At 66.6% G+C, this 24,367-nt stretch carries 18 protein-coding genes and 2 pseudogenes; 7 read left to right on the top strand and 13 right to left on the bottom strand.

Annotation, left to right across the window (positions count from 1 at the left end; translation table 11 throughout):
• Positions 1 to 23: 23 nt before the first annotated feature.
• Positions 24 to 284 carry a hypothetical protein gene (locus BLT73_RS08405; RefSeq protein WP_090522796.1) on the bottom strand — a complete coding sequence of 87 codons (261 nt, stop codon included), beginning with the start codon at positions 282 to 284 and terminating at the stop codon, positions 24 to 26.
• A gap of 209 nt (positions 285 to 493) precedes the next feature.
• Here BLT73_RS08405 and BLT73_RS08410 point away from each other — a divergent pair, with 209 nt between their 5' ends.
• Positions 494 to 1,396 carry a LysR substrate-binding domain-containing protein gene (locus BLT73_RS08410; protein WP_090522798.1) on the top strand — a complete coding sequence of 301 codons (903 nt, stop codon included), beginning with the start codon at positions 494 to 496 and terminating at the stop codon, positions 1,394 to 1,396.
• Positions 1,397 to 1,582: 186 nt separating this feature from the next.
• On the opposite strand, the gene BLT73_RS08415 is transcribed toward BLT73_RS08410, so the two are convergent.
• Positions 1,583 to 2,365 (bottom strand): 3-hydroxybutyrate dehydrogenase, encoded by a 783-nt coding sequence (locus BLT73_RS08415; RefSeq protein ID WP_090522800.1) that lies wholly within the window; start codon positions 2,363 to 2,365, stop codon positions 1,583 to 1,585.
• Between the two features lie 233 nt (positions 2,366 to 2,598).
• On the opposite strand from BLT73_RS08415, the gene BLT73_RS08420 reads away from it, so the two are divergent.
• Both BLT73_RS08420 and BLT73_RS08425 read left to right on the top strand, forming a co-directional pair.
• Entirely contained in the window at positions 2,599 to 4,473 is a 1,875-nt protein-coding gene (locus BLT73_RS08420; protein WP_090522802.1) for an extracellular solute-binding protein, read from the top strand.
• A 74-nt stretch (positions 4,474 to 4,547) separates the two neighbouring features.
• Positions 4,548 to 4,880 (top strand): hypothetical protein, encoded by a 333-nt coding sequence (locus BLT73_RS08425; RefSeq protein WP_090522803.1) that lies wholly within the window; start codon positions 4,548 to 4,550, stop codon positions 4,878 to 4,880.
• Here BLT73_RS08425 and BLT73_RS08430 read toward each other — a convergent pair.
• The 3 genes from BLT73_RS08430 to recA form a co-directional block, all read right to left on the bottom strand.
• Complete coding sequence (locus tag BLT73_RS08430) at positions 4,877 to 5,953, bottom strand: DUF1513 domain-containing protein (RefSeq protein WP_090522805.1); 1,077 nt, start codon at positions 5,951 to 5,953, stop codon at positions 4,877 to 4,879. The genes BLT73_RS08425 and BLT73_RS08430 overlap by 4 nt on opposite strands.
• Positions 5,953 to 6,933: an imelysin family protein gene (locus tag BLT73_RS08435; RefSeq protein WP_090522808.1), complete on the bottom strand. Its 981-nt coding sequence runs from the start codon at positions 6,931 to 6,933 to the stop codon at positions 5,953 to 5,955. The genes BLT73_RS08430 and BLT73_RS08435 overlap by 1 nt, the downstream gene beginning before the upstream one ends.
• A gap of 243 nt (positions 6,934 to 7,176) precedes the next feature.
• Positions 7,177 to 8,226: a recombinase RecA gene (gene recA / locus BLT73_RS08440; protein ID WP_245727192.1), complete on the bottom strand. Its 1,050-nt coding sequence runs from the start codon at positions 8,224 to 8,226 to the stop codon at positions 7,177 to 7,179.
• Between the two features lie 208 nt (positions 8,227 to 8,434).
• On the opposite strand from recA, the gene BLT73_RS08445 reads away from it, so the two are divergent.
• Positions 8,435 to 9,019 carry a sulfotransferase family 2 domain-containing protein gene (locus BLT73_RS08445; RefSeq protein WP_090523115.1) on the top strand — a complete coding sequence of 195 codons (585 nt, stop codon included), beginning with the start codon at positions 8,435 to 8,437 and terminating at the stop codon, positions 9,017 to 9,019.
• Here the strand turns inward: BLT73_RS08445 and BLT73_RS08450 are convergent.
• The 4 genes from BLT73_RS08450 to BLT73_RS08465 are packed head-to-tail and all read right to left on the bottom strand — an operon-like array spanning position 9,001 to position 16,650.
• Positions 9,001 to 11,064, bottom strand: coding sequence for a hybrid sensor histidine kinase/response regulator (locus tag BLT73_RS08450; protein WP_090522810.1), 2,064 nt, complete (start codon positions 11,062 to 11,064; stop codon positions 9,001 to 9,003). The two genes, BLT73_RS08445 and BLT73_RS08450, sit on opposite strands and share 19 nt — an antisense overlap.
• 59 nt (positions 11,065 to 11,123) lie before the next feature.
• Positions 11,124 to 12,293, bottom strand: coding sequence for an RsmB/NOP family class I SAM-dependent RNA methyltransferase (locus BLT73_RS08455; protein ID WP_090522812.1), 1,170 nt, complete (start codon positions 12,291 to 12,293; stop codon positions 11,124 to 11,126).
• Positions 12,290 to 15,346: an efflux RND transporter permease subunit gene (locus BLT73_RS08460; protein WP_090522814.1), complete on the bottom strand. Its 3,057-nt coding sequence runs from the start codon at positions 15,344 to 15,346 to the stop codon at positions 12,290 to 12,292. The genes BLT73_RS08455 and BLT73_RS08460 overlap by 4 nt, the downstream gene beginning before the upstream one ends.
• Positions 15,343 to 16,650 carry an efflux RND transporter periplasmic adaptor subunit gene (locus BLT73_RS08465; RefSeq protein WP_090523117.1) on the bottom strand — a complete coding sequence of 436 codons (1,308 nt, stop codon included), beginning with the start codon at positions 16,648 to 16,650 and terminating at the stop codon, positions 15,343 to 15,345. The genes BLT73_RS08460 and BLT73_RS08465 overlap by 4 nt, the downstream gene beginning before the upstream one ends.
• 449 nt (positions 16,651 to 17,099) lie before the next feature.
• On the opposite strand from BLT73_RS08465, the gene BLT73_RS08470 reads away from it, so the two are divergent.
• Positions 17,100 to 17,798 (top strand): TetR/AcrR family transcriptional regulator, encoded by a 699-nt coding sequence (locus tag BLT73_RS08470; RefSeq protein ID WP_176805008.1) that lies wholly within the window; start codon positions 17,100 to 17,102, stop codon positions 17,796 to 17,798.
• 71 nt (positions 17,799 to 17,869) lie between these two features.
• Here the strand turns inward: BLT73_RS08470 and BLT73_RS17575 are convergent.
• The 3 genes and pseudogenes from BLT73_RS17575 to BLT73_RS08485 all read right to left on the bottom strand — a co-directional run.
• Positions 17,870 to 18,730: pseudogene (locus BLT73_RS17575) on the bottom strand (efflux RND transporter permease subunit); the annotation flags it as partial.
• Between the two features lie 88 nt (positions 18,731 to 18,818).
• Positions 18,819 to 19,391 (bottom strand): annotated as a pseudogene (locus tag BLT73_RS17580) (efflux RND transporter periplasmic adaptor subunit); the annotation flags it as partial.
• A 212-nt stretch (positions 19,392 to 19,603) separates the two neighbouring features.
• Positions 19,604 to 21,874 carry a M10 family metallopeptidase C-terminal domain-containing protein gene (locus tag BLT73_RS08485; protein ID WP_090522823.1) on the bottom strand — a complete coding sequence of 757 codons (2,271 nt, stop codon included), beginning with the start codon at positions 21,872 to 21,874 and terminating at the stop codon, positions 19,604 to 19,606.
• A gap of 148 nt (positions 21,875 to 22,022) precedes the next feature.
• On the opposite strand from BLT73_RS08485, the gene BLT73_RS08490 reads away from it, so the two are divergent.
• Both BLT73_RS08490 and BLT73_RS08495 read left to right on the top strand, forming a co-directional pair.
• A complete protein-coding gene (locus tag BLT73_RS08490) occupies positions 22,023 to 23,246 on the top strand; it encodes a glutathionylspermidine synthase family protein (RefSeq protein ID WP_090522825.1) in 1,224 nt (407 codons plus the stop codon).
• 2 nt (positions 23,247 to 23,248) lie between these two features.
• The gene (locus tag BLT73_RS08495) at positions 23,249 to 23,869 is read left to right on the top strand and encodes a DUF1190 domain-containing protein (protein WP_090522827.1); all 621 of its coding nucleotides are present in this window, start codon (positions 23,249 to 23,251) and stop codon (positions 23,867 to 23,869) included.
• Positions 23,870 to 23,957: 88 nt separating this feature from the next.
• Here BLT73_RS08495 and BLT73_RS08500 read toward each other — a convergent pair whose 3' ends face one another.
• Complete coding sequence (locus tag BLT73_RS08500) at positions 23,958 to 24,191, bottom strand: acyl carrier protein (RefSeq protein WP_090522829.1); 234 nt, start codon at positions 24,189 to 24,191, stop codon at positions 23,958 to 23,960.
• Between the last annotated feature and the right edge of the window lie 176 nt (positions 24,192 to 24,367).

Below are 24,367 nucleotides of genomic sequence, written 5' to 3' on the forward strand. Positions count from 1 at the left end.
TGCCCCGCGGGCCGCATTGAAACCTACCAGAACCACGAACTCAGGCTGCTGTCCGGCCGGTCGTCCCGGATGAAGGTCCGGCCGGCGTGTCGCCCGGCCTGCAACCGCGCGCCGCCATCCAGCCCGATATCCTGGCGCAGATGTTCGGGAATCTCCGCGAGACTGCGGCGATACGTGTTCCGGGCATGCCGGGCCTCCTGCCAGCTTGCGATGCGCATCAGGCACCGCGCCAGGGGCGAGAGATATTCCCTCCGTCCAACATCGTTCATTGCGATCATGGCCATATCCGGGCCCTCCTTTTGCCAAACCTCTCCCGTCCACCATAAAGCGGGCTTGTGCCGCCTGGCGCGCGGGATCGGGCGTTTCATTTGCTGTCTTCGGGCGTGATCCGGCTTGTGATCCGGCGCATCTCCCGTTGATCCGTGTTCACAGAATGCTAGGATCAGGGCCGATTTGCCAACAAAACGCCGAGAAGTCGGCATAAGGTGCCCTTATGGAGATCCCGCCCCTCGCCGCATTGCGCGTCTTTGACGCCGCCAGCCGCCAGCTCAGCTTCACCCGCGCTGCCGAAAGCCTGGGGATGACGCAGGCGGCGGTCAGCTATCAGATTAAGCTGCTGGAGGAACGCCTCGGCGGGCCGCTTTTCCTGCGCAAGCCGAAAGGGCTGGAACTGACCGAACTGGGGCGGCGCTTTGCCGGTCCCACCTCCGAAGCGTTCGATCTGCTGCGCGAGGCGTTTTCCGGCGGCAGTGGCCAGGCCGAGACGCTGACCATCTCGACCATGACCACCGTGGCCGGGAACTGGCTGTCGCACCGGCTGGGCCGGTTCCAGATGGAGCAGCCCGGGTTGGCGGTTCGGCTGGATACGAATGACCGGCTGGTCGATTTCGCGCGGCAGGATGTCGATGTCGCGATCCGATTCGGCAGCGGCGACTGGGACGGGCTTGTCAGCCACAAGCTGTTTTCATCCGAGCTGACGCCGCTCTACGCCCCGCCCCTGCTGGACCGGTTCGGGCCGATCAACACGCCGGAAGATGTCGAGGCACTGCCCTGGCTCAACAGCACCGACAGCGCCTGGGACGAATGGCTGCGCTGCGCCGGTGTGGAAGAACTGTCCTGCGCCCCGACGCGGCGATTCGAGGTCGATTCGCAGCTTCATCTGGGCCGGATGGCGCTGACTGGCGAGGGGGTGGCGCTGCTCAACCCCCGCTTTTTCCGCTTCGAGCTGGCGACGGGCGCGCTGATCCAGCCATTCGAAACCTGCTGGCGCTGCGATGGCGCCTATTGGCTGGTCTATCCCCATGCGCGGCGCAACCGCCCGGCGATCAAGGCATTCCTGCGCTTCCTGACCGCCGAGATCGCGGCCGAGGACGCGGCCATCGCCAAGGCCGCCTGACAGGCTCGCCGCCGTTATCCGTCGCGCCGTGTCGGGGGCGGGTCGCGGTCTGGAGGCGAGGATCCGTCCTGTTCCGCGTCCGGCAGGGTCAGGTGGCACGGGATCTTGAAGCGGCGGTTCTTCTCTGCCCGCCGCTTCGTCCAGCCGTCCAGCCAGCGGGCGAACCGCCCCGGCCGGCCGGCGCGCTTACATGGCGGTCCAGCCGCCATCGACGCTGATCGTGGTGCCGGTGATCTGTGCCGCCGCGTCGCTGCACAGGAATACCGCCGTGCCGCCCATCTGTTCGACCGTGGCAAACTCGCCCGAGGGCTGGCGTTCCAGCATCACCTTGGCGATCACATCCTCGCGGCTCATGTTATGGGTCTTCATCTGGTCGGGGATCTGCTTTTCCACGATCGGCGTCAGCACGTAGCCGGGGCAGATCGCGTTGCAGGTGATGCCCTTGCCCGCCTCTTCCAGTGCCGTGACCTTGGTCAGCCCGACCACACCATGCTTGGCGGCGACATAGGCGGATTTGAACGGGCTGGCGGTCAGACCGTGGGCCGAGGCGATGTTGATGACCCGGCCCCATCCGTTCTTCTGCATCCCCGGCAGCGCCGCCGCCGTGCAATGGAAGGCCGAGGACATGTTGATCGCGATGATCGCATCCCATTTCTCGACCGGGAATTCCGGGATCGGGGCGACATGCTGGATCCCGGCATTGTTCACCAGGATGTCGTAGGCCCCGGCCTTCTCGATCAGGGCGCGACACTGATCCGGCTTCGACATGTCGGCCTGGATATAGCGCACCTCGGTGCCGAACTCCGCCGCCACGTCCTCGGCCAGCTTGTGATCGGCCGCGTCGTCGGTATAGCTGTTCAGAACGACATTCGCCCCGGCCCGCGCCAGCTCTTTCGCGATCCCCAGACCGATGCCGGAGTTGGACCCCGTCACCACCGCCGTCTTGCCCTTCAGCACATTCTCGAACATCGGGATTCCTCACATGATTTTTCCGGCGCGAGCGGACCATAAAAAAAGCGCCCGCACAAGGCGGGCGCCAGTCATGAGGCAGGTTTCATACAGGCAAGAAACCTATCGAGCAGTGACTCATGTATAGGCGAAACCGTGCGTGAGTCCAAGGCTGTTGTTTGTCAGGGTAAAGTCACTCGGATAGGCTCGGCATTGAAATAACAGGCATTTGCCGCAGGGGAGCAGTCGCCAAGATGCAAATCATCAAGAATCCTAACGAATCCGCGATCAGCGCCGCATTTCTGGCCGGATTCGCCATGTTCACCACTGTTGCCGCAATGCCGCTGGCAAGCGTCGCGGAACCGTCACACGGCATCGCCATGTATGGCGAGCCGGCCCTGCCCGAGGGGTTCGCCCACCTGCCCTATGCGAATCCCGAGGCGCCGGAGGGGGGGACGATTCGCCTCGCCGAATCGGGCAGTTTCGATTCCCTGAAGCCCTGGGTGCTGAAAGGCAGCCCGGCCTGGCCCGTCTACACCATGCCCGGCGTGCTGGCCGAAACGCTGATGCTGCGGTCGATGGACGAGCCCTTCACGCTTTATGGGCTGCTGGCGGAATCGGTGGAGACGGACGAGGCGCGCAGCTGGGTCGAATTCACCCTGCGCCCCGAGGCGCGCTTCTCGGACGGATCGCCGGTCACGGTCGGGGATGTGATGTGGTCCTATGAGACGCTCGGCACGCAAGGCCATCCGCGTTATCGCGGCGCGTGGTCGAAGGTCGAATCGATGGAGCAGACCGGCCCGAACAAGGTCCGCTTCACCTTCAACACTCAGGACCGCGAACTGGCCCTGCTGATGGGGATGCGGCCGATCCTCAAGAAGGCGCAATGGGAGGGCACGGATTTCAGCCAGTCCGGGCTGGAGGTGCCGATCGGCTCCGGGCCCTATGTGATCGAGAATGTCGATCCCGGCCGGGCCTTCACCTTCCGCAAGAACCCCGACTGGTGGGGGAAGGATCTGCCGATCAATCAGGGGCTGCATAATTTCGACCGGGTCATCTACGACTATTTCGGGGACAACAACGCCATGTTCGAGGCGTTCAAGGCCGGGGACATTGACGTCTGGCGCGAGCTGAGCCCGACGAAATGGGACACCGAGTATGATTTCCCCCGCGCCGTGGCGGGCGAGATCACCAAATCCGAAATCCCCAACGAGCGCCCCTCGGGGATCATGGGGCTGGTGATGAACACGCGGAACCCGGTCTTTGCCGACTGGCGCGTCCGCCAGGCCATGATCGAGGCGTTCAACTGGAAATTCATCAACGCCACCCTGTCCGGCGGGCAGGAGCGCCGCATCACCTCCTATTTCGCCAATTCCGAACTCGCCATGACGCCCGATGCACCGGCCGAAGGCAGGGTGCTGGAATTGCTGCAACCCTTTGCAGAGGAGCTGCCACCCGGCGCGATTGACGGATATGCGCTGCCCGAAGGCGCGGACCGGCCGCTGGATCGAGGCGCGATGCGCCGTGCCCTTTCGCTGCTGGAGGAGGCGGGATGGACCGTCCGGGATGGCGCCCTGGTCAATGGCGACGGCGAGCCCATGGCGTTCGAGATCCTGCTGAACCAGTCCGGCGCGGCGATGACCACCGCCTCCGAGATGAAGCAGCTTGTCGATATCTTCGTCGAATCGCTGCGCAGCCTTGGGATCAACGCCCGCATCACCATGCTGGACAGCGCGCAATATATCGAACGCACCAATAATTACGCCTTCGACATGACCTGGTACGACCGCGCGCTGTCGCTGTCCCCCGGCAATGAGCAGCTTCTCTACTGGGGCAGTGCCGGGGTGAGCGATCCCGGCACCCGCAACTTCATGGGCATGGCCTCTCCCGCAGCCGAAGCGATGATCGACGAGATGCTGAACGCCGCCTCGCGCGAGGATTTCGTGTCCGCCGTGCGCGCGCTCGACCGGATCCTGACCGCCGGGCGCTACGTGATCCCGGCCGGGTATTCCCCCGTCAGCCGGCTGGCCCATGACACGACACTGAAATTTCCCGATGAAATTCCGACCTATGGCGATTATCCTGGATTCCTGCCGGAAACCTGGTGGCGCGAAACTGCCGCTCCCTGAGGGAACCCCGTCAGGCGTGTCGAAGTTAGCCGGAACACGAACGGCATGGTTCGCTTCAAGTAGAGGAGCAGCGCATGAAATGGCATCACGTCGCGAATAACTGGCCCGCCTTCTACGAGGCGATCCTGGACAAGTGGCCCGACGCGGACGAGGCGGATCTTGACGAGATCGATGGCGATCAGGCCGCCTTCATCCGCTATATCGCCGAGCTGGAGGGGATGGAGCGGTCCGAGGCGCGCGAGGAGCTGCGCGACTGGCTGGCGGGCGAGATCCCGTCCGACGTGGTGATGGACGAATCCCACGACGATATCTCCATCCGCAACTCGGCCAAATATGTCGGCGAGGGCGAGGACGAATTCGCCGACGATTCCCGCTTCGGCGATGACGAGGAGGACGCGCGCGACTAACCCGCGCCGCCGATCCGCACCAGGTGGTTGTCCCAGGCAAGCGCGTGGCTCGACATGAGCGACAGGCCATCCGCATCCGCCACCCAGATCGCACCGCCGCCGTCAGTCAGCATGAAGCCGTCCGCGTCGCGGCTGGCGGCCCCGCAGATATCGGCGCGGCGCAGCGTGGACAGATGCGCCCCGTCCGCGCGGTGGATCATCACCACCCCGCCACGGGGCGAGGTGATGGCGATCAATCCCGACGCGGTCGCGGCGATGGAACCCGCGTAGGCCTTCATCGCAAAGCGTTCGGGTTCGGGCGGCGGGCAGCCACGCAGCGACGCCCCGTCAGGCGCGATGCCGAGCAGCGGGACCGGCTCTGCCACGTCGCCCTGCCACTGCATGGCAAAGCCGATCCCGCCGGGCAGCAGGGCCAGGTGCCGGATGGAGTTCTGCGCCAGTTCATCCGGCATTTCACGACGGGAGACCAGATCGCCCTCCGCGCCGATCAGCGCGAGATTTGGCCGCATCCGGTCCAGGTTCAGCGGTTTGCGATCATCGGGGTCGGTCTCGATCCCACCATTCGCGACTGCCAGCCCGCCATCGGGACACAGCTTGATCTCATGCGGGCCGATGCCGTGGCTGTCCCACTCCCCGATCCGCGCATATCCGGCACGCACATCCCACAGCCCGATCCGCCCGGCAGAGCCCTGCGCCACCACCTCGGAGGTGAACAGCAGCCGCCCGTCCGAGGCATAGGCGCCATGCCCGTTGAACTGCCGCCCCGCAGGCGGGCTCAGGCGCCGGATCACCGCGCCATCGCGGCAATCGATCACCAGCCCGAACCGCCCCGGCCTGCGGGCGAAGGCCACGATCTCGGCCCGGTAGGGATGGGCGGCGGCGGCATGGCCCCGATCCGGCAGCGGCACGGAAAAGGTGATGCGCCCATCCGCATCCAGCCCGCAAAGCGCGTGGCGCCCATCCGCCTGCCGCGCGGCGGCCACCCATCCCGGCTGGCCCACCGCCGCCCAACCACGCACCGGCAGCACCGCAGCGGCGGCCAGACCCTTCAGGAAGACCCGCCGATCCGCCATCAATCGCCATCCAGCGAGTTGAACCCCAGAGTGAGGCCGAGCGCCTGACCGATCTCTTCCTCGACGATGTTGCGGGTCTGGCGGATGGCGCGTTGCAGCGCGATCAATTGCCGCCGGCCCTCCGGCTCGGCGGCCCCGTCGAAGACCGGGTCGTCCAGGCTCTCCGCGCGCGAGAGCGCCGCGTCGAACGCCGCCGCGCTGCGGGATGCGTCGGGGTAGAGCGCCAGGGCCATGTCCCGTATTCCCTGCAGCGACAGCGCCAGATTGCGCAGGCTGCGCCCCGAGGCGCGGCTTTCCGCACGCTCCGGGCGCGGCTGTTCGGGCGTGCCCATCGGTCGGCCCATACGGGTGTCCGCGGCATAGTCCAATCCGGTGATGATCTGGGTAAAGATCGCCTGCTGCGCTTCATCTGCGGTCAGATACCGGTCATTGCCCTCCTGACCGGCGCGGCGCAGCGTCTCCGCAAATTCCGGCCATGCCGCCGCGATCTCCGCCGACATGCGGGCAAGATCGGCAGCCGTCGCGCGGCGCATCCGGCACAGCACGTCCGGCGCGCCGTCGAGGCCCGGCGGATAGAGCAAACGCTCCAGCCCCGAAAACCCGCGCGCCGCGACCGACACCCCGGCAAAGGCCTCAGCATCATCGAGCAGCGGCGGATTGTCCCGTGCGATCGCCTGTTGCGTGCGGCGTCCTGACGATTTCGGGTCGGGCCAGAAGCTGATGGCGAGCGCCCGCCCGTCCTCCTCCACCGGGCCGAGGCGGAAGAAGCCGATCCGTGCCCATGCATCCCAGGCTGTCTGGTAGGGCGCGCGCAGCGCCTCGGCATCGCAGTCCTGCTCGGCCGCCGCCGCGAGCGCGGCGCTTTGCATGGCGAACCGCTGATAGGACGGGCCGATCACGTCCTGCGTCACCTCGTCCATATCGGCCATCGCGGCGGTTCCGAGGCAGCACAGAAGCACAAATGGTCCGGTCAGTCGCATCACCTCGTTCGTCCTCTCGCCATGAGCTTCGCGGATCAGCCGCGGAATTTAAGATGCGCCCGATGCTTGCTGAGGGTGATGCTGGCGGGGCGCGGCCATGTGATGTGCTGGATGCCAGATAACTGCATGGCGCTCAAGAACTTGCGGGGCTGCTGGCGCGGCGGTCAGCTATCGGGATGCAAGAAAAAGCCCGGCATCAGAGGGATGCCGGGCGGGTCTGACTTTCGGAGGAAGTCTGGCGGATCATTCCTCCGACAGCACATCCTCGTCCTCGGGGTTCGCGTCGAATTCCAGCCCGTGGCTGGCGCGGATCTTGTCCTCGACCTCGACGGCAAGCGCCGGGTTTTCGCGCAGGAACTGCTTGGCGTTCTCGCGCCCCTGCCCGATCCGCTCATCCCCATAGGAATACCAAGAGCCGGATTTCTCGACCACGCCGGCCTTCACGCCCAGGTCGATCAGCTCGCCCATCTTGGAGATGCCCTCGCCATACATGATGTCGAATTCGACCTGGCGGAAGGGCGGCGCGACCTTGTTCTTGACGACCTTGACGCGGGTGGTGTTGCCGACCACCTCGTCGCGATCCTTCACCGCACCGATCCGGCGGATGTCGAGCCGCACCGAGGCGTAGAATTTCAGCGCGTTCCCGCCCGATGTGGTTTCCGGGCTGCCGAACATCACGCCGATCTTCATGCGGATCTGGTTGATGAAGATCACCATGCAGTTCGACCGGCCAATCGAGGCGGTCAGCTTGCGCATCGCCTGGCTCATCAGCCGGGCCTGGGCGCCGACCTGGTGATCGCCCATATCGCCCTCGATCTCGGATTTCGGGGTCAGCGCGGCAACGGAGTCGACCACGACCATGCTGACCGCGCCGGAGCGCACCAGCGTGTCGACAATCTCAAGCGCCTGCTCGCCGGTATCGGGCTGCGAGATCAGCAGCTCGTCCAGGTTCACGCCCAGCTTGCGGGCGTAATGCGGATCGAGCGCGTGTTCGGCATCGACAAAGGCACAGACCCCGCCCTTTTTCTGTTCCTCGGCCACAGCATGCAGCGTCAGCGTGGTCTTGCCGGAGCTTTCGGGGCCGTAAATCTCGATGATCCGGCCCTTCGGCAGACCGCCAATGCCAAGCGCGATGTCGAGACCCAGCGAGCCGGTCGATGTCGCCTCGATCTCGGCGACCGGGTTGTCGGCGCCCAGCTTCATGATCGACCCCTTGCCGAACTGCCGCTCGATCTGCGCAAGGGCGCTGTCCAGGGCCTTCTGCTTGTCGGCCGATTTCTTGTCCATGGTCATGTCGTTCATCCTGCCTGCACTCCTTGCCCTTATGTCAGACCCGGTCCGGTTGCTCAATTGGCGCGGGGTTATGTTCTGTTAATGTTCTCCATACGCGAAGCCAGGGTTATTGGCAAGCACAGAGCACGGTTACCGCGCAAAGCTTAAGCAACGGTTTACTTGGCCGGTGGCGCGCAATATTCCCGTCGCCGCTGACAAGGGGGACGGCATGCTGATCTTTTGGGAACACCGGCTGGTCTTTCTGGCCACGCCGAAAGCGGGTTCGACCGCCATCGAGACCGCGCTCGAGCCGCTGGCGAGCCTGGCCGTGCAGCGCCCGCCCGAGATGAAGCACGCCGATGCGGCCCGGTTCCACCGCCATATCCATCCCTGGCTGCGCGAGATGACCGCCGATCATTTCACCACCGTCGCGCTGATGCGCGAACCGGTGGAGTGGCTGCGAAGCTGGTACCGGTTCCATCTGCGCGACGCGCAGGAGGAGGACGCAGCCATGCCGGCGGAGCAGTTCGAGGGTTTTGCGCGGCGCTATCTCGACCAGCCCAAATCGCTGACCCAGGGGATCGGCACGCAATCGGCCTTCCTGACCGCGGCCGAAGCGCCGGTGGACCGGATCTTCCGCTACGAGCAGATCGACGCTTTCACCCGCTTCCTGGACGAGTGGCTGGATTGCGAGATCAGCCTGCCGCGGATCAACGTGCCGCCATCGGCCGATGTCAGCCTGTCGCCGGCCACCGAGACCGCGCTGCGCCAGGCGCTGTCAGAGGACTTCGCGCTTTACGATTCGCTGCGCTGATCCCCTGCGCTCAGCCGTTCGGCGACGAGGCCGACCAACTCGGTGAGCGAGAAGGGTTTTTGCAGGAACGCCGCCCCGGCGACCGGGTTGCGTCCATCCTCGAACACATCCTCGGTATAGCCGGACATGAAGATGACGCCGGTGCCGGGCCGGTCCTTCAGCGCGCGGCGGACCCAGCTCACCCCGTCAAGCCCCGGCATGACCACGTCGGAGATCAGCAGATCGACCGTCAGCCGCTCGTCGCGTAGCAATTCGAGCGCGTCCTCGCCTGAATCGGCCTCGATCACCTCGTAGCCATGCAGGCGCAGCGCGCGCCCGGCAAAGGCGCGCACCGGATCCTCGTCCTCGACCAGCAGAACGGTCCGGTTGGCCGGCGCGGCGGGCGCGGCGGGCTTGGCCGGGTCGGGATCGGGGCTCTCGCTGTCCGTCTCCGCACCGCTATGCGCAGGAAGATAGATCGAGAAGGCGGTGCCCGCCCCCGGCGTGGAATCGCACACGATATAGCCGCCGGTCTGCTTCACGATCCCGTACGCCGTGGACAGGCCCAGCCCGGTGCCCTCGCCATAGCGCTTCGTGGTGAAGAACGGCTCGAAGATCTTGCCCATCACGTCGGGCGGCATGCCCACGCCTTCATCGGTCACCCGCACCAGCACGTAGCGGCCGGGCGGCACCGCGAACCGGCCGAGCAGCCTTGCGGTCCCAAGCTCCACATTCTCGGTCGAGATGACGATCCGGCCGCCCTCCGGCATGGCGTCGCGGGCGTTGACGACGAGGTTCATGATGACCTGTTCGATCTTGCCGCGATCCGCGCGAACCGGCTCCAGCGTCGAGTCGTGGCGCATCTCCACCACGATCTTCTCTCCGACCAGCCGATTCAGCAGATGCGAGAGATCGGCGATGGTGTCACGCATGTCGAGCTGCTGCGGCTTCAGCGCCTGCTTGCGCGAGAACGCCAGCAGATGGCTGACCAGGTTGGCGGCGCGGTTGGTGTTCTGGCTGATCTGGTCGAGATCGCCGAAATCCGGGTCGCCCTTGTCGTGGCGCAGCATCAGCAGGTCGCAATGGCCACTGATCGCGGTCAGCAGATTGTTGAAATCATGCGCAATTCCGCCGGCCAACTGGCCGATGGCCTGCATTTTCTGGCTTTGCACGAACTGCGCCTCCAGCGTCTTCAGCGCGCGGGCATCCGACAAGACCGCGATCAGGGTCTGCGCATCCTCCGCCTCGGGGTGAAGCGAGACCTGGATGAACCTGTCCTGCCCCGCGCGCGGGGCGCGCAGCACTTCGGGCGGTGGCGGGGTGCGCGCCTGCAGCGCCTCGCTCAGCCAGTCCTCATAGGGCCGGCCCAGCCCGTCGAGCAGTTTCGAGACATGCAGCCCGGTCGCGTCGCCGCCGCAGAACTGCCCGGCCGCCTCGTTGGCATGCAGGATCGTGCCGTCCTGGGCCACGCGCAGCACGGCGATCGGCAGGCGGTCGTAATCCAGCGGCGCCAGATCGCCCGGCTCCGCCGTGCATCGCGGGGGCTGGCGTTTCAGCGTCAGGCGCAGCACATCGCCGCCGATGTAATCCGCCTGCAGCATCCGCCCATCACCCAGGCCGCGCTCCGCCGTGCCGGCGCGGGCCGCCCGACCGATCAGCCGCGACATCTCCCCTGCCGCATCGGCGAGCAGCGAGGACAGTGACGCGGAGAGCGGCCGGCCCTGCTGGTCGCCCCAATTCCGTCGCGCTTCGGCCGACTGGCCCAGCACCACGCCCGAATCCGCCGCGACCGCCCATTCGGTCCATTCGCTCCGCGCCAGTTCGCGCCGCAGCAGTGCCAGGTGGCGACGTTGCACCCAGATCGCCCGAAGCCGCGTCAGCGCGATGCCGATCCCGAGGACGTACCAGGCCAGCACCATCACGGCGAGGATCAGCATCAGCGGCGTGCCGGGATTGTCGCGCTCCGAGGTGGCGGCGAGCCAGATTTCCCCGATCAGCATCGGCAGCATCAGCACAGGCACCCAGAGCGCGGCGTTGCGTGGCACGAGCCCTGTCAGTCTGGCCATGGCAATATGCTCCCGTTCCGATCCAGATCGTTCCCTAGAAGCCCCGGTTTAACAAAAGGTTAACCCGGTTCGCCAGCCTGAAGAAGCGCCATGAAAAACCCGTCCGACGCGTCGTCAGGGGTCCAGCGTCGGCGCTCTATCTCGCGAAAGCCCGGCGCGCGATCCAGGAACGCGGCGATCTGGGCGTCGTTCTCGCCCTCCAGAAGCGAACAGGTCATATAGGCCAGATGACCGCCTGGCAGAACCAGCGGGGCGGTCTCGTCCAGGATCGCGGCCTGTGTCTGAAGCAGCCGGTCGAGCCCCGCCCGTGTCAGCCGCCATTTGGCGTCGGGCGTTCTGCGCCAGGTGCCGGAGCCCGAGCAGGGCACATCCGCGACAACCAGATCATAGCTGCCGCGCAATTGGCCCGGCGAGGCGATCTCCACCGCGGCACCGGCCCGGCGGGCGCGCGCGGGCAGATCGGCCATGCGGCCCGGTGCGGCGTCATGGGCCACGATCCGCGCATCGCTCCGCGCGGCAAGCGCCAGCGACTTGCCGCCGCCCCCCGCGCAATAATCCAGCACGCTGTCGCCCGGTCTCAACGGCAGCGCCGCGCAGGCCAGTTGCGGCGACAGATCCTGCAACTCCACCATCCCGCCGAGATAGGCGTCCGAGCGGCCAATCCGCCGCTCCCCCGCCGTCACCTGCAACGCCGTGGGCAACTGCGGCGACGCCACCGTCTCGATGCCTGCTGCCGCCAGGCCGGCCCGCGCCTGTTCCGGGGTGGCGCGGCGCGGGTTCACCCGCAGCCAGACCGGCGCGCGGCTGCGCATCGCATGGGCCAGATGCAGCGCCCGTTCCCCCAGAGAAGCCTGCCAGTCGGGCCAGATCCAGCCCGGCAGATCCGGCAGGGCGAGCGCCTGCGCGCGGTCTATCCCGGCGGCTCTCTCTGCCTCCGACAAGGGCGCCGGAGAATGCCCCTGACCGCTGAAGATCTCCTTCGGTGCACCGCCTTCGGCACGGATCATGCCGAGAAAGATCGCCCGACCGCTCATCCCGCCGCCAAGCGCGGCGAGGCTGTCGCGCCGCCGCAGCGCCTCGAAGACCAGGTCGCGCACCGCCGCGCGGTCGCCGGATCCGGCAAACCGGCTGGACCGCGCCCAGCCGATCAGCGCCGGCTCTGCCGCGTCACCCGCCAGCACGCGGTCGAGGATCGGGATCGCGGCCGCGACACGCGCGCCGGGCGTCATTCCGCGGGCTCCGTCTCCCGCGCGCTGTTGATGCCGACCCGGCGCGAGATGAAGCGGCCAAGCCGCGTCTGCCCGCCATGGATCACCGAGAACAGCGCCGGCACGAAGAGCAGCGACAACAGCGTCGAGAGCAGCAGCCCGCCGATCACCGCAATCGCCATGGGAGAGCGGAATTCCCCGCCCGCGCCGCTGCCGATGGCCGACGGGACCATCCCCGCCGTCATGGCGATGGTGGTCATCACAATGGGCCGGGCGCGCTTGTGCACCGCGTCGAGCAGCGCCTCGCGTTTCGGGACGCCCTCTGTCATTGCGGTCAGGGCGAACTCGACCAGCATGATGGCGTTCTTGGTGACGATCCCCATCAGCATCAGAAAGCCGATCATCACCGGCAGGCTCATCGCGAAGCCGAAGAAATACAGCCCGAAAATCGCCCCGCCAATGGCCAGCGGCAGGGAGAGCAGGATCGAGATCGGGGTGATGAAGCTGTGGAACAGAAGCACCAGCACCACGAAGACCAGCAGGATCCCCGCCGCCATCGCGGTGCCGAACGCCTCGAAGATGTCGCCCATGATCTCGGCATCGCCAGAGGCCTGGATCTCGGTCCCCGGCGGCAATTCGATCTGGCCCTGCAAGGCCTTCACCTTCTGATCCGCCTCGCCCAGGGTCGTGCCCTCGGTCAGGTTCGCGGTGACGGAGGTGCGGAAACGCCGGTCATAGCGGCTGATCTCGGTGGCACCCGCGCTGATGCCTACATCCGCAACCGCCTCGAGCGGCACCTGGCCGACCGCGCTTGGCACCCGCAGATTGCGCACCTCGTCCAGGTTCTCGCGGGAATTGCGATCCAGCCGGACCATGATCGGCACCTGGCTGTCGCCGGCATTGAACTTGGCCAGGTTGGATTCGGAATCTCCGATCGTGGCGATGCGCAGCGTCGTGGCCAGGTCGATCGCCGTCACGCCGAGCTGCGCCGCAATATCGGGTTTCGGGGTGACGGTGATTTCCGGCCGCCGCAGATTGGCGGAACTGGAGACACCTTCCAGCTCCGGCATCTGCTTCATCTCGTCGGCCAGAAGCTGCGCGGCCTCCGCCGCACCTGCTTCGCTGTCACCCAGAACGCTGATCGCCAGATCATTGTCGCCATTCTCGTTCTGAAAGCTCAGCCGCAGATCCGGCATGTCGGACAGAAGCCGCTTCACCTCCTCCTCAAGCGCGAACTGGCTGCGCGCGCGATCCGCCTTGTCGCCATAATTGATGAACAGCTTCGCCGAGGCGACGTCGCTGCCGCCGCCTTCGACAAAGACCGATTGCACCTCCGGCACCTCGTCCAGCCTGCGGGTGATGCGGCGGGCGACGTCCTCGGTGTCGGTGATGGTGGCGCCCGGCGGCAGATCGGCGGTGACGGTGGACCGGCCGATATCGGTGGGCGGCATAAACTCGGTCGGCAGAAGCGTGGCGGAGTAGATCGAGCCGATGAAGATCATCACCCCGGCGAGCAGCGTCAGCAGCCGGTGCCTGAGCGTCCAGCCCGACACCGCCATCAGGCCGCGCATGATGAACCCGTCCCGCGCCTCGCTGTGATGGGCATCCTTCATCAGATAAGCGGCCATCATCGGCGTGATGATCCGCGCCACCAGCAGCGAGAACAGCACAGAAACGGCCACCGTCAGGCCGAACTGCTTGAAATACTGCCCGGCAATGCCCGACATGAAGCTGACCGGCGCGAAGACCGCGACGATGGAAAAGCTGATGGCGATGACCGTCGTGCCGATCTCGGTCGCCGCCTCCTCGGACGCCTCATAGGCGGGGACGCCCATATTGATGTGGCGCACGATGTTCTCGATCTCGACGATGGCGTCATCTACCAGGATGCCCGTCACCAGCGTGATCCCCAGCAGGCTGATGGAATTGAGCGTGAAGCCCAGCATCTCCATCACGAAGAAGGTCGGGATGATGGACAGGGGCAACGCCACCGCCGCGATCAGCGTCGCCCGCCAGTTGCGCAGGAACAGGAACACCACGATGATGGCGAGCGCCGCGCCCTCGTAGAGTGTTTCCATCGCCTGGTGGAAATTGGCCTCGGTATAGACCGTCACATCGTCAATGAGGAAGATCTCGGTCGAGGGATAGGCCTGCTGAAGCTCGGCCAGGCGCTCCTTCGTGCCCTCGGCGGCTTCAAGATCCGATTCCCCGCTGGCCCGGAACACCCCGAACGCCACCACCGGCGCGCCGTCATACAGCGCGAAGCTGCGCTCTTCGGACGCGCCGTCAATGATCTGGCCGATCTGGTCCAGCCGGATCGTCGCGCCGTCGCCGATGCGGATCGGGGTCGCGCCAAGCTGGTCCAGCGTGTCCGCCGCACCAAGCGCGCGGATCGAGAACTCGGTGCCGGCCAGATCCCCCCTGCCCCCGCCCAGGTCGATATTGAGGGCCCGAAGCTGCTGCGACACGCTGGCGGCGGTCAGCCCGTGGGCCAGCAGCCGGTCGGGGTCGAGCTCCACCTTGATCTCGCGATCGGCGCCGCCCATGCGGCTGACCTTGCCGACCGCGTCCACCGTCGCCAGTTCGCGGGCGATCACATCCTCGACGAAACTCGACAATTCCTCGATGGAGCGCCCCTGATCGCGCACCGCGTAAGTCAGGATCGGCATCCCGGTCACATCGAGCCGTCGCACCACGGGTTCGGTGATGTCGTCGGGCAGATCGCCGCGCACCTCGGCAACGGCGTCCTTGATGTCGTTCACCGCCCGGTCACTGTCGGTTTCAAGCTCGAACTCCACCAGAACCGAGAGCGCCGCATCGGTGGCCGTGACGGTCGTGTGCCGCACGCCGGTGACGGAGGCGATGGCATCCTCGATCGGTTGCGCGACCTGGGTAATCAACTCGGACGGTGCCGCGCCGGGCTGCGCGACCGAGACGGTCACGAGCGGCAGGTCGATATTGGGAAATTGCGTGACGGCGAGCGAGCGGAAGCTGAACATCCCGGCCAGAAGCAGCACCAGGAATAGTGCGATGGGGGGGACGGGATGCCGGATGGACCAGGTGGACAGGTTCATCGCGCCACCTCGCCCGAAGCGCGCTCCGCCTCCCCTGCGCCGGTCGCGTTCGCGGCGGTTTCGGTCGCCGCCGGGGCCTGCGCTTCGCCCGCCGCGCCGGTCACATCCTCTGCCGTGTCCGCACCGGACGCCGCCGAATTATCCGCAGCGCGCACTGCGTCGATCTGGTCACCGTCGCGGAAAAACGCCCCGGCGCGGGCGACGACGGTCTCGCCCTCCTCCAGCCCGCGCAGGATCTCGCGCCGGCCCTGCCAGATTGCGCCGGCCAGGACTGGGCGCGTCTCGATCACCCCGTCCGACACGACCTGAACGATCTCGCCATCGGTCGCGGCCAGAACCGCGGTCAGCGGCACCGTCACGCCGTCATGGCGGTCCGTGATGACCCAGCCGCTGGCGAAAAGGCCCGGTTTCAGCCCCTCGGTCGCGTCCATCGCGATTCGCAGCCGGCCGAGCCGCGTTGCCTGGTCGACCGTGGCGGGCAACAGCCGCACCTCGCCCTCGACCGCGCCCAGGCCGGCGACCGAAGCTATGGCCGGATCGCCCAGGGACAGCGCGCCGAGCGCGGTCTCGATCACCTCGGCCTCCCATTCGATCTCGCCCGCGGCCACGATCTCGAACATCGGCTCTCCGGCGGCATTGCCAAGCGCACCGATCCGCGCATTCCGTCCGGTCACGATCCCGTCCACCGGCGCGCGGATCTCGGTGCGCTGAAGATTCAGCCGCGCGATCTCGACGGCGGCCGCGGCGGTGGCCTGGGTGGCAATTGCCAGCGCCAGACCGTCGCGCGCCGAGGCCACGGCCGCGCGGGCCGCCGCCTCGCCAGCGACCGCATCATCGAGCGCCGCCTGCGTCGCCGTGCCGCCGCGCTGAAGTCGCTGCGTGCGGGCCAGCGACGCCTCGGCCTGCGCGGCCGTGGCCTCGGCGCTGTCGATCTGGCTGCGGGCCTGCCCGACCCCAGCCTCGGCGCGCTCCGCCTCCGCCTCGGCCTGCGCGAGCTGCGCCCTGACCGTCAGATCCGACAGCCGCGCCAGCACATCCCCGCGCGAGACCTCATCGCCGATCTCCGCCAGAACCTCGGTCACCTCGTAGCCGGAAAGCTGGGGATAGACGAGCGCCTCCTGGCGCGGCACCAGCGAGCCGGAGACGGGCACCCGGATCTCGACCGGGGCGATGCGGGCATCGACGACCGTGGCAGATTGCCGCGCCTGGACACTGCCCGGCGCCGCCGACTCCCCCTGTTCCGCATCATCGGCGATGGCGGGCGTGGCGGCACTTAGCAGCAGGGCAAGGAAAATTCGCAGCATCTCGATCCGATCTTCTGGATGGGTGGCCGGGTCGTGGCCGTGTTCCGGCTTTGGCAAATGGCCCCGGCGGACAGCCGGACCCGCCGCCACGATAACCCGATCCGCGCGCGCCATCCACGCCCGGCGGTTCCGCAACATCTTCAACAGTTTGGTGGGGTGGGCAAGTCTGACGCGGGGAAAACCCCGGTGAACTTGTCGTGTGCGCTGACATATCACTCGTCACGTCCTGACCGCCCGGCATAGCAGGCGCCGCGCCGATGCCGCGCGACCGGAAACAGGCCCTGCCACCACGTCCACCGGACCCGCGAACCATGCGGCAGAGGTGCCAAGGAACTCAAGGGTTTATTAAACGCTGTTCAATCTCTAAGGTTGACGGGCGCGGCATGGCTGGGTCAGTGTCGTCACGACCACCGTCCAGACCCTCACGACGCGGCAAAAAGTCCTGGCAGATGACATCCGAAGCGCCCGACGATCCCTCGCGCAAGAATCCGCGCGCGCGCCGACCTCGCGAAGAATTGCGCCAGCGGACGCTGGAAGCCGCCCGGCAGATCATTCTCGACGAGGGGCCGGAGGCGCTGACGGCGCGCAAGCTTGCGAAGGCTGCGGGCTATACGCCCGGCACGATCTACAACCTGTTCGACAGCCTGCCCGATGTCTTGTGGGAGGTGAACCGCGAGCATTTCGCCAGAATGTCGACGCTTTTCAGCAATCTGCCGGGTGAGGATCCGCAGACGCGGCTGCGCAATCTGGCGGTCCGTTATCTGGATCTGATCGAGAAAGAGCCGACCCTGTTCCGGGCCCTGTTCGACGGGCCGCGGCGCAGTGAGACCTTCCCTGACTGGTATCTGAACGCGATCAGCGCGCTTCTGGACAGCATCGCCTCGGAGCTGATGCTGCTCTCGCCCGGGCTGAGCAAGACCGATGCGCATCGCGAATCGGTCGCCATGTTCACCGCGATCCAGGGTATCGCGTCGCTGCACGCATCCGGTCGGCTGGACCTTCTGACCCAGGAAACCGCCGCAACGCTGGCCGACGGGCTGGTGACGCGGATCCTGCGCGATCTGTCGCGGGGCGAGGATCGCAGCGATGGCGGGGGCGAGACCGAGGACCGGGGCCACGGGGCACGCGCCAGCACGGATCGGGGCTGATGGCGCGGCCGCCCTTTCCCGGCGCATGCCACGCCCTTCCGGCACGGTGATGGGCCGCGGCCCTACCGGTCCTACGCCGGCGGGACGCCCGCATCCTGCGCACGTTCAAGCTCCGCCCTGCCACCGAAGATCCGGCGCACCAGCATGAACAGCATCGGGATCAGGAACACCCCGAACAGGGTCGCCGCAATCATCCCGCCCATCACGCCGGAGCCGATGGCATTCTGCGCCCCCGCCCCCGCCCCGGTCGCGCGCGCCAGCGGCAGCACGCCGAGGATGAAGGCCAGCGAAGTCATCACGATCGGGCGCAGCCGCTGCCGCGCCGCGGTCAGCGTCGCGTCCATCAGCGACTTGCCCTGCTGCTGCAATTCGACCGCGAATTCCACGATCAGGATGGCATTCTTCGCCGCAAGCCCGATCGTCGCCAGCAGCCCGACCTTGAAATACACGTCGTTGGACTGGCCCAGCACATGCGCGCCGATCAGCGCCCCCATCAGCCCGACCGGCACCGCCAGCATCACCGCCAGCGGGATCGTCCAGCTTTCATAGAGCGCCGCGAGCGACAGGAACACGACGAGCGCCGAGATCGCGTAGAGGAACATCTCCTGCGAGCCTGACAGCCGCTCCTGGTAGGAGATCCCGGTCCAGGCGATGCCGTAGCCGCCATCCAGGTCGGCGGCGAGTTCCTCGACCAGATCCATTGCATCGCCGGAGCTCAGCCCGGCTGCCGGCGCGCCGGAAATCTGCAGCGCCGAGGTGCCGCCATAGCGGTCCAGCGACACCGGCACATCCTGCCAGTCCACGGTGGAGAAGGCACCGAACGGCACCATTTCGCCCGCCCTGTTGCGCGCACTCCAGTCCCCGATATCGTCCGGCTGCATCCGATAGGGCGCGTCGCCCTGCACGATCACCGGCTTGAGATCGGTGCCAAGGCAGCCGCAGCATCTGCGCGCTCGTATCGGCCAGATCGGCATAGATCGGGTCGAGCCGCGTCACCGTGGCAAGCGCGTCGGCCTGACCGGCGGTGACCAGATCACCCACCGACACCGCCTGGACCGAGGCCTGCCCCTCGATCGGGCTCTGGATGGTGGTGTTGCCCAGGTTGAATTCCGCCGTCTGCACCTGCGCCTGCGCCACGGCCACCGCGGCCTCGGCCTGCGCCAGCGTGCTTTGCGCCGACTGCGCGTCGGCCTCCGTCACGCCGCGCCCGGCCAGGGCTTCGTAGCGCTCCGCATTGGCCTGCGCCTCGTCCCTGGCTGCCTCGGCACTGCGCAGATTGGCCTCGGCCTCGGCCAACGCAGCCTCATAGCTGGTGGCGTCGATCTTGAACATCGGATCGCCCGGCTTCATCTGCTGGTCCGGCCGATAGAGGATCTGTTCGACCACGCCCTGCACCACCGGACGGATATCGGCGCTTTCGCTGGCGACCGCGACGCCCGACAGGTTCAGCGACATCGGCACGGATTCGCGCGTCAGCGTCACGGTGCCGACCTGGACCGCGGCAGGCGCATCGGGCTGCTGCGCAGACAAAGGCGACCCGAGGATCAACGCGGCGGTCAGGATCAGGTGCGGAAGGATCGGCATGGCGCGCATGGAACAACTACTCCACTGGTCAACATCGCCCCGTAGCGACGGGCGCAACCGGGGCCATTGCGCCGCAACACAACCCGTATCGCAGCCCTAGCGGGACGCGCCGCCAAGCACAAGCTTACAAGCCGGTCACCGCATCGCAGCGCCGCCGATCCGCGGCGCGGCCGCATCGCTGCCCGGGCCGGCCGGTCGCAGGGCCCGACGCCGCGCCTGACTCAGAGAAGAAACAGGTCATCCGCCAGAGCATCGGCGTTGTGCAACCCGTTGATCCGCACCATGTTGCCCGCACCCAGATCCAGCACCAGATTGCCGCCGCGCATCATCGCGCCGTCCACCACATCCGCCACCGTCCGCGCCCCGTTATGCAGCGCCCCGCGCGAGATATAGAGCTCGTCCACATCGTTGCGGAAATCGCCGATGAACAGGGTGCCGCGCTGAAACACGAAATCATCCGCGCCGAGCCCGCCATAGGCGGTGTTCTGGCCCAGATCGCTCACCAGCCAGTCATCGCCCGCCCCGCCGTAAAGCCGGTCGGTCCCGGCGCCGGCGACCAGCGTGTCCTGTCCCATCTGGCCTTGCAGCAGGTCATTGCCGGACCGTCCGCGCAACGCGTCATTGCCGGCATTGCCGAGCAGCACATTGTCCCACGCATTCCCCGAGATCCGGTCATTTCCGTTGCCACCATGGACATTCTCGACACCGATCATCACGTCGCCCGCGGCGTTTCCGGCATTCTGGCCCTGCATCACCAGGTCCACCACCGCGGCCTGGTTGCCCCAATAGGCCGCGACATCCTTGCCCAGCCCGCCATTGAGCGTGTCCGGCCCCTGACCGCCGACCAGCGTGTCGTCCCCGGCCGCCCCCAGCAGCGAATCGGCGCCGAATTTTCCGATCAGGTAATCCTGCCCGGTGCCGCCATAGATGCGGTCGCTGCCGCCGCGCCCGTCCAGCCAGTCATTTCCGCCGCCGCCATTCAGCACGTTGTCGCCGTGATTGCCGAATTGCCGGTCATTGCCGTCGCCCGACACGATCCGCTCGATCCCGGTGATCCGGTCGCCCGCGGTCTCGCCACGGTTCTGCGCCTGTTCGATCAGATCCACGACCGAGGCCGAGTGACCGATAATCAGCGTATCGAACCCGTCCCCGCCGCTGATCTGATCCGGCCCGGAGCCGCCCTGGATCCGGTCATTGCCGGCGTCCCCGATCAGCGTGTCACGCCCGTCGCCGCCGATGAGATGATCATTTCCGCCGCGGCCGTTCAGATAGTCGTTGCCGGCCCCGCCGCCCAGGGTGTTCCAGACATGGGTGCCATAGATGAAATCATCTCCCGACCCGCCGATGAACCGCTCGATCCCGGTATAGACATCGCCGCGCGCATCGCCGGTCGTGTCGCTTGGTGAGGCGAGATCGAAATGCACCCCGCCTCCGCCAAGCAGCATCGTGTCGATCCCCGCCCCGCCATCGAGCTGGTCCGCGCCGGCACCGCCCGACAGCGTGTCATCGCCATTCCCGCCGATCAGCGTGTCGCGCCCCTCGGCGCCGAACAGAAGATCGTTGCCGTCACGGCCCTCCAGATGGTCATTGCCGGACCTTCCGTCCAGCCGGTTCCTGGCCGCGTTGCCCAGGACCACGTCGCCGGCATGAGAGCCGACGACACGCTCGATCACGGTCTTGCCCTCGATCACCAGGTTACCAACCGCCCCGAAAGCCGAACCGATGCCGCCCGGCGACAGATCCAGCGTCACCGGATCGGTCTCGCCGCTGAAATCCAGCAGGTCGTCGCCGCCACGGTCGATGATGGTCATCGAGAATGGATCGTCCAGCTCACCCTTGACGATGGCGCTGCTGATCATGCCGTAAAGACCGGTGGCATTGCTGTTGTGGAAATAGGTGGTGTTGCCCGCGCCGACGGCGCTGCTGATGCCATAGATCGTCTCGTATCCCACCATGTCCGCCAGCATCGGCGTCAGCACCGGCGCGCGGGTCGCGTCGATGAAGGTGTTCTCCTTCTGATTGAAATAGGACATCACCGTCATCTGCCAACTGTCATTGGCAAACAGATTGTCGCGCCCGTACTCGCCGCTGGCATCATACGGGCCCGGATGCCCCAGCCCGAGCGCGTGCCCGAGCTCATGCACCCAGCTATGATAGGTATAGCTGCCAATCCCGCCGCCATGCTTGTCGAGTAAATTCGTCCCGACATTCACCGTCGGCCTGTCCAGCCCCCGCTCCCAGCTTGTCAGACCGCCATTGCGTGAATCGGTCAGGATCACATCCGCGTTGGGCGAGGAGACCTCGTAGAACTGGGTGCCGAGCAGCGACCAGGCCTGCAGCGCCAGCCGGGCGGTGTCCGCATTGTCCGGGCGCAGGGCGCTCAGATTGACCTGAACCGGCCCGTCACCCAGCCGCGGCTGCGAGCTGGTGCGCTGATCCCAGAAAATGTTGGTCATGTAATGGGCAAAACCGCCCGCAGTGGTCGTTTGCATGCCTGTCCCTACCTAACCTGCGTTTGCGATATTCTGCCTTAATTTCCGTGATATGGCTACCCCTGTCGGCATTTGCGATCCCGCTTCCGGCTTGCATCCGCCCGCCTGCGACGCCATCTGCAAGTCAAAGGCAGGTGACAGGCTGGACATGGACAAGATCGACCTTCCCGAGCGCCCCGGCTGGCGCGACCGGGCACAGGAGCTGGGATTTACCTTCGCGGATATGGAGGGGGAACCCTATTGGGAGGAAAGCTCGGCCTACCGGCTGTCGCTCAACCAGATCGAGGATGATATCGAGGACCCGGCAACCGAATTGCACGAGATGGCCCGCGCGGCGGTGGCCGACGCCGTCACCAGCGAGGACTGGATGACGCGCATGGCCATCCCGACCGCGCATTGGGATCTGGTTGCGCAAAGCTGGCAGGACGGCGAGCCGGAACTTTATGGCCGTATGGACCTGGCTTATGACGGGCATGGCCCGGCCAAGCTGCTGGAGTACAATGCCGACACACCGACCTCGCTCTACGAATCCGCCTCCTTCCAGTGGCTCTGGCTGGAGGAGCAGCAGCAGCTCGGCGTTCTTTCGCCCCAGACCGATCAGTTCAACGGCATCTACGAGGCGCTCGTCATGCGATGGGCGCAGATCGCGTCCGAGGGCACGGATGTCCACTTCGCCGCCGACCGCAACAACCCGGAGGATTACGCGACCGTCGAAACCCTGGCCTATGCCGCGCGCGAGGCCGGGCTGGGCGCGCATTTCACCGATCTGGCCGGGATCGGGCTGACCGAGGACGGGCAGTTCGCCGACGATCAGGACCGCGTGATCGGCACGCTGTTCAAGCTCTATCCGTGGGAGGACATGCTGCGCGACGATTTCGCCCGGCATCTCGAAGCAGCGGGCGCGCGCTATATCGAGCCGCCCTGGAAGGCGCTCGTATCCAACAAGGCGATCCTGCCGCTTCTGTGGCAGATCTATCCCGGTCACCCCAACCTGCTGCCGGCGTTTTTCGAGGCTGACATCGCCGATGCGCTGCAGGGCGGCAGCCCGCCCGCCCATCTGGCCCGCGCCTTTGCCGCGGCAGAACCGGCGCTTGCGGCAGGCCACGTCTCCAAACCCATCTTCTCGCGCGAGGGGGCGGGGGTGGTGATCCGCGAAAACGGGCGCGACACCGAACGCGCGCCCGATGACAGCTATGACGACCACCCGCGCATCGTGCAGGCGCTCGCGCCACTGCCGGAGATGGGCGGGTTCTACCCGGTGATCGGCGCATGGATCATTGGACAAGCCTGCGCCGGCATGGGAATACGGGAGGACCGATCCCGGATCACCCACAACCTGTCGCGCTTCAAGCCGCATTTCATCGAGGGCTGACCATGACCGCACCGCTTCGCACCCCCATCCGCAAACGCTCGCGCCGCGTGGCGCTGATGCTGGCCGGCAGCGCCGTTCTGGGCCTCGCCGCCTGCGAAGAGGAAAAGACCGACGCCGCCGCCTTCCCCGACCTGCAAAGCTGCGTGGCCGAGGCGCAGAACGGCTCGCTCTTCTTCACGGTGGAGGATTGCGAGACCCAGTTCGCGCAGGCCCAGCAGACGCATCTGGAAACCGCGCCGCGCTACGAATCCAAGGAGCTGTGCGAACAGGAACACGGCGCAGGGAATTGCGAGGGCGACCCGGCGGCGCAGAACCAGTCCGGCGGCGGGTCGATCTTCATGCCGCTGTTCATGGGCTATATGCTCGGCTCGATGCTGGGTGGCAATCGCGGGGTGATGTCGCAGCCCATGGTGCGCACCGCGCAGGGCGGGTTTGCCACGCCCGACGGCAAGCAGAGCTTCGCGACCAATCGCGGCACCGGGCGGGTGGCCGGATCGGCCTTCACCAAGGCCCCTGCGACCATCGGCAAGGCCCCGATGAGTGCCGCACAGGTCCGCCAGCGGGGCGGGTTCGGCGCGTCGTCCACCGCGCGCGGCGGTGCGTCGCGCAGCTATGGCGGCTGACCGGGCGACCGATTCACATCCATCCACCGCCACGAAAAACGGCGCCCCGCGGGACGCCGTTTCGCAGTCGGTGACTGTCAGGGACGGATCAGACCGCGCCCTTGATGAAATTCACGGCGTCGCCGAAGGTCTGGATGGTCTCGGCGGCGTCATCCGGGATCTCGATGCCGAATTCTTCTTCGAACGCCATGACCAGCTCGACGGTGTCGAGGCTGTCCGCACCCAGATCGTCGATGAACGAGGCCGATTCGACGACCTTGTCTTCATCCACGCCGAGATGCTCGACGACGATTTTCTTAACGCGATCAGCAATATCGCTCATGTCTGTTCCTCATGTTCGCGGGCATCTGCCCAATGGTTGCGGCCATGCCGCGATGCCGGGGTGTCCCCCATGGCCTCAAATCGGGATATAGCAGCCACTTGGGTCCATGCAACCGCTTTTGCCCGATTTTCCGCCGCGATCCGCGCGGAAACCTGCCTGAAAGGACAGGTCCGATC

The sequence above is a fragment of the Paracoccus isoporae genome, assembly GCF_900101865.1.
Taxonomy (GTDB): domain Bacteria; phylum Pseudomonadota; class Alphaproteobacteria; order Rhodobacterales; family Rhodobacteraceae; genus Paracoccus; species Paracoccus isoporae.

Excerpts from the sequence above, each read along its gene's own strand:
- BLT73_RS08405 (WP_090522796.1), bottom strand. The coding sequence starts at position 284 with ATGGCCATGATCGCAATGAACGATGTTGGACGGAGGGAATATCTCTCG.
- BLT73_RS08410 (WP_090522798.1), top strand. The coding sequence starts at position 494 with ATGGAGATCCCGCCCCTCGCCGCATTGCGCGTCTTTGACGCCGCCAGC.
- BLT73_RS08415 (WP_090522800.1), bottom strand. The coding sequence starts at position 2,365 with ATGTTCGAGAATGTGCTGAAGGGCAAGACGGCGGTGGTGACGGGGTCC.
- BLT73_RS08420 (WP_090522802.1), top strand. The coding sequence starts at position 2,599 with ATGCAAATCATCAAGAATCCTAACGAATCCGCGATCAGCGCCGCATTT.
- BLT73_RS08425 (WP_090522803.1), top strand. The coding sequence starts at position 4,548 with ATGAAATGGCATCACGTCGCGAATAACTGGCCCGCCTTCTACGAGGCG.
- BLT73_RS08430 (WP_090522805.1), bottom strand. The coding sequence starts at position 5,953 with ATGGCGGATCGGCGGGTCTTCCTGAAGGGTCTGGCCGCCGCTGCGGTG.
- BLT73_RS08435 (WP_090522808.1), bottom strand. The coding sequence starts at position 6,933 with ATGCGACTGACCGGACCATTTGTGCTTCTGTGCTGCCTCGGAACCGCC.
- recA (WP_245727192.1), bottom strand. The coding sequence starts at position 8,226 with ATGACCATGGACAAGAAATCGGCCGACAAGCAGAAGGCCCTGGACAGC.
- BLT73_RS08445 (WP_090523115.1), top strand. The coding sequence starts at position 8,435 with ATGCTGATCTTTTGGGAACACCGGCTGGTCTTTCTGGCCACGCCGAAA.
- BLT73_RS08450 (WP_090522810.1), bottom strand. The coding sequence starts at position 11,064 with ATGGCCAGACTGACAGGGCTCGTGCCACGCAACGCCGCGCTCTGGGTG.
- BLT73_RS08455 (WP_090522812.1), bottom strand. The coding sequence starts at position 12,293 with ATGACGCCCGGCGCGCGTGTCGCGGCCGCGATCCCGATCCTCGACCGC.
- BLT73_RS08460 (WP_090522814.1), bottom strand. The coding sequence starts at position 15,346 with ATGAACCTGTCCACCTGGTCCATCCGGCATCCCGTCCCCCCCATCGCA.
- BLT73_RS08465 (WP_090523117.1), bottom strand. The coding sequence starts at position 16,650 with ATGCTGCGAATTTTCCTTGCCCTGCTGCTAAGTGCCGCCACGCCCGCC.
- BLT73_RS08470 (WP_176805008.1), top strand. The coding sequence starts at position 17,100 with ATGACATCCGAAGCGCCCGACGATCCCTCGCGCAAGAATCCGCGCGCG.
- BLT73_RS08485 (WP_090522823.1), bottom strand. The coding sequence starts at position 21,874 with ATGCAAACGACCACTGCGGGCGGTTTTGCCCATTACATGACCAACATT.
- BLT73_RS08490 (WP_090522825.1), top strand. The coding sequence starts at position 22,023 with ATGGACAAGATCGACCTTCCCGAGCGCCCCGGCTGGCGCGACCGGGCA.
- BLT73_RS08495 (WP_090522827.1), top strand. The coding sequence starts at position 23,249 with ATGACCGCACCGCTTCGCACCCCCATCCGCAAACGCTCGCGCCGCGTG.
- BLT73_RS08500 (WP_090522829.1), bottom strand. The coding sequence starts at position 24,191 with ATGAGCGATATTGCTGATCGCGTTAAGAAAATCGTCGTCGAGCATCTC.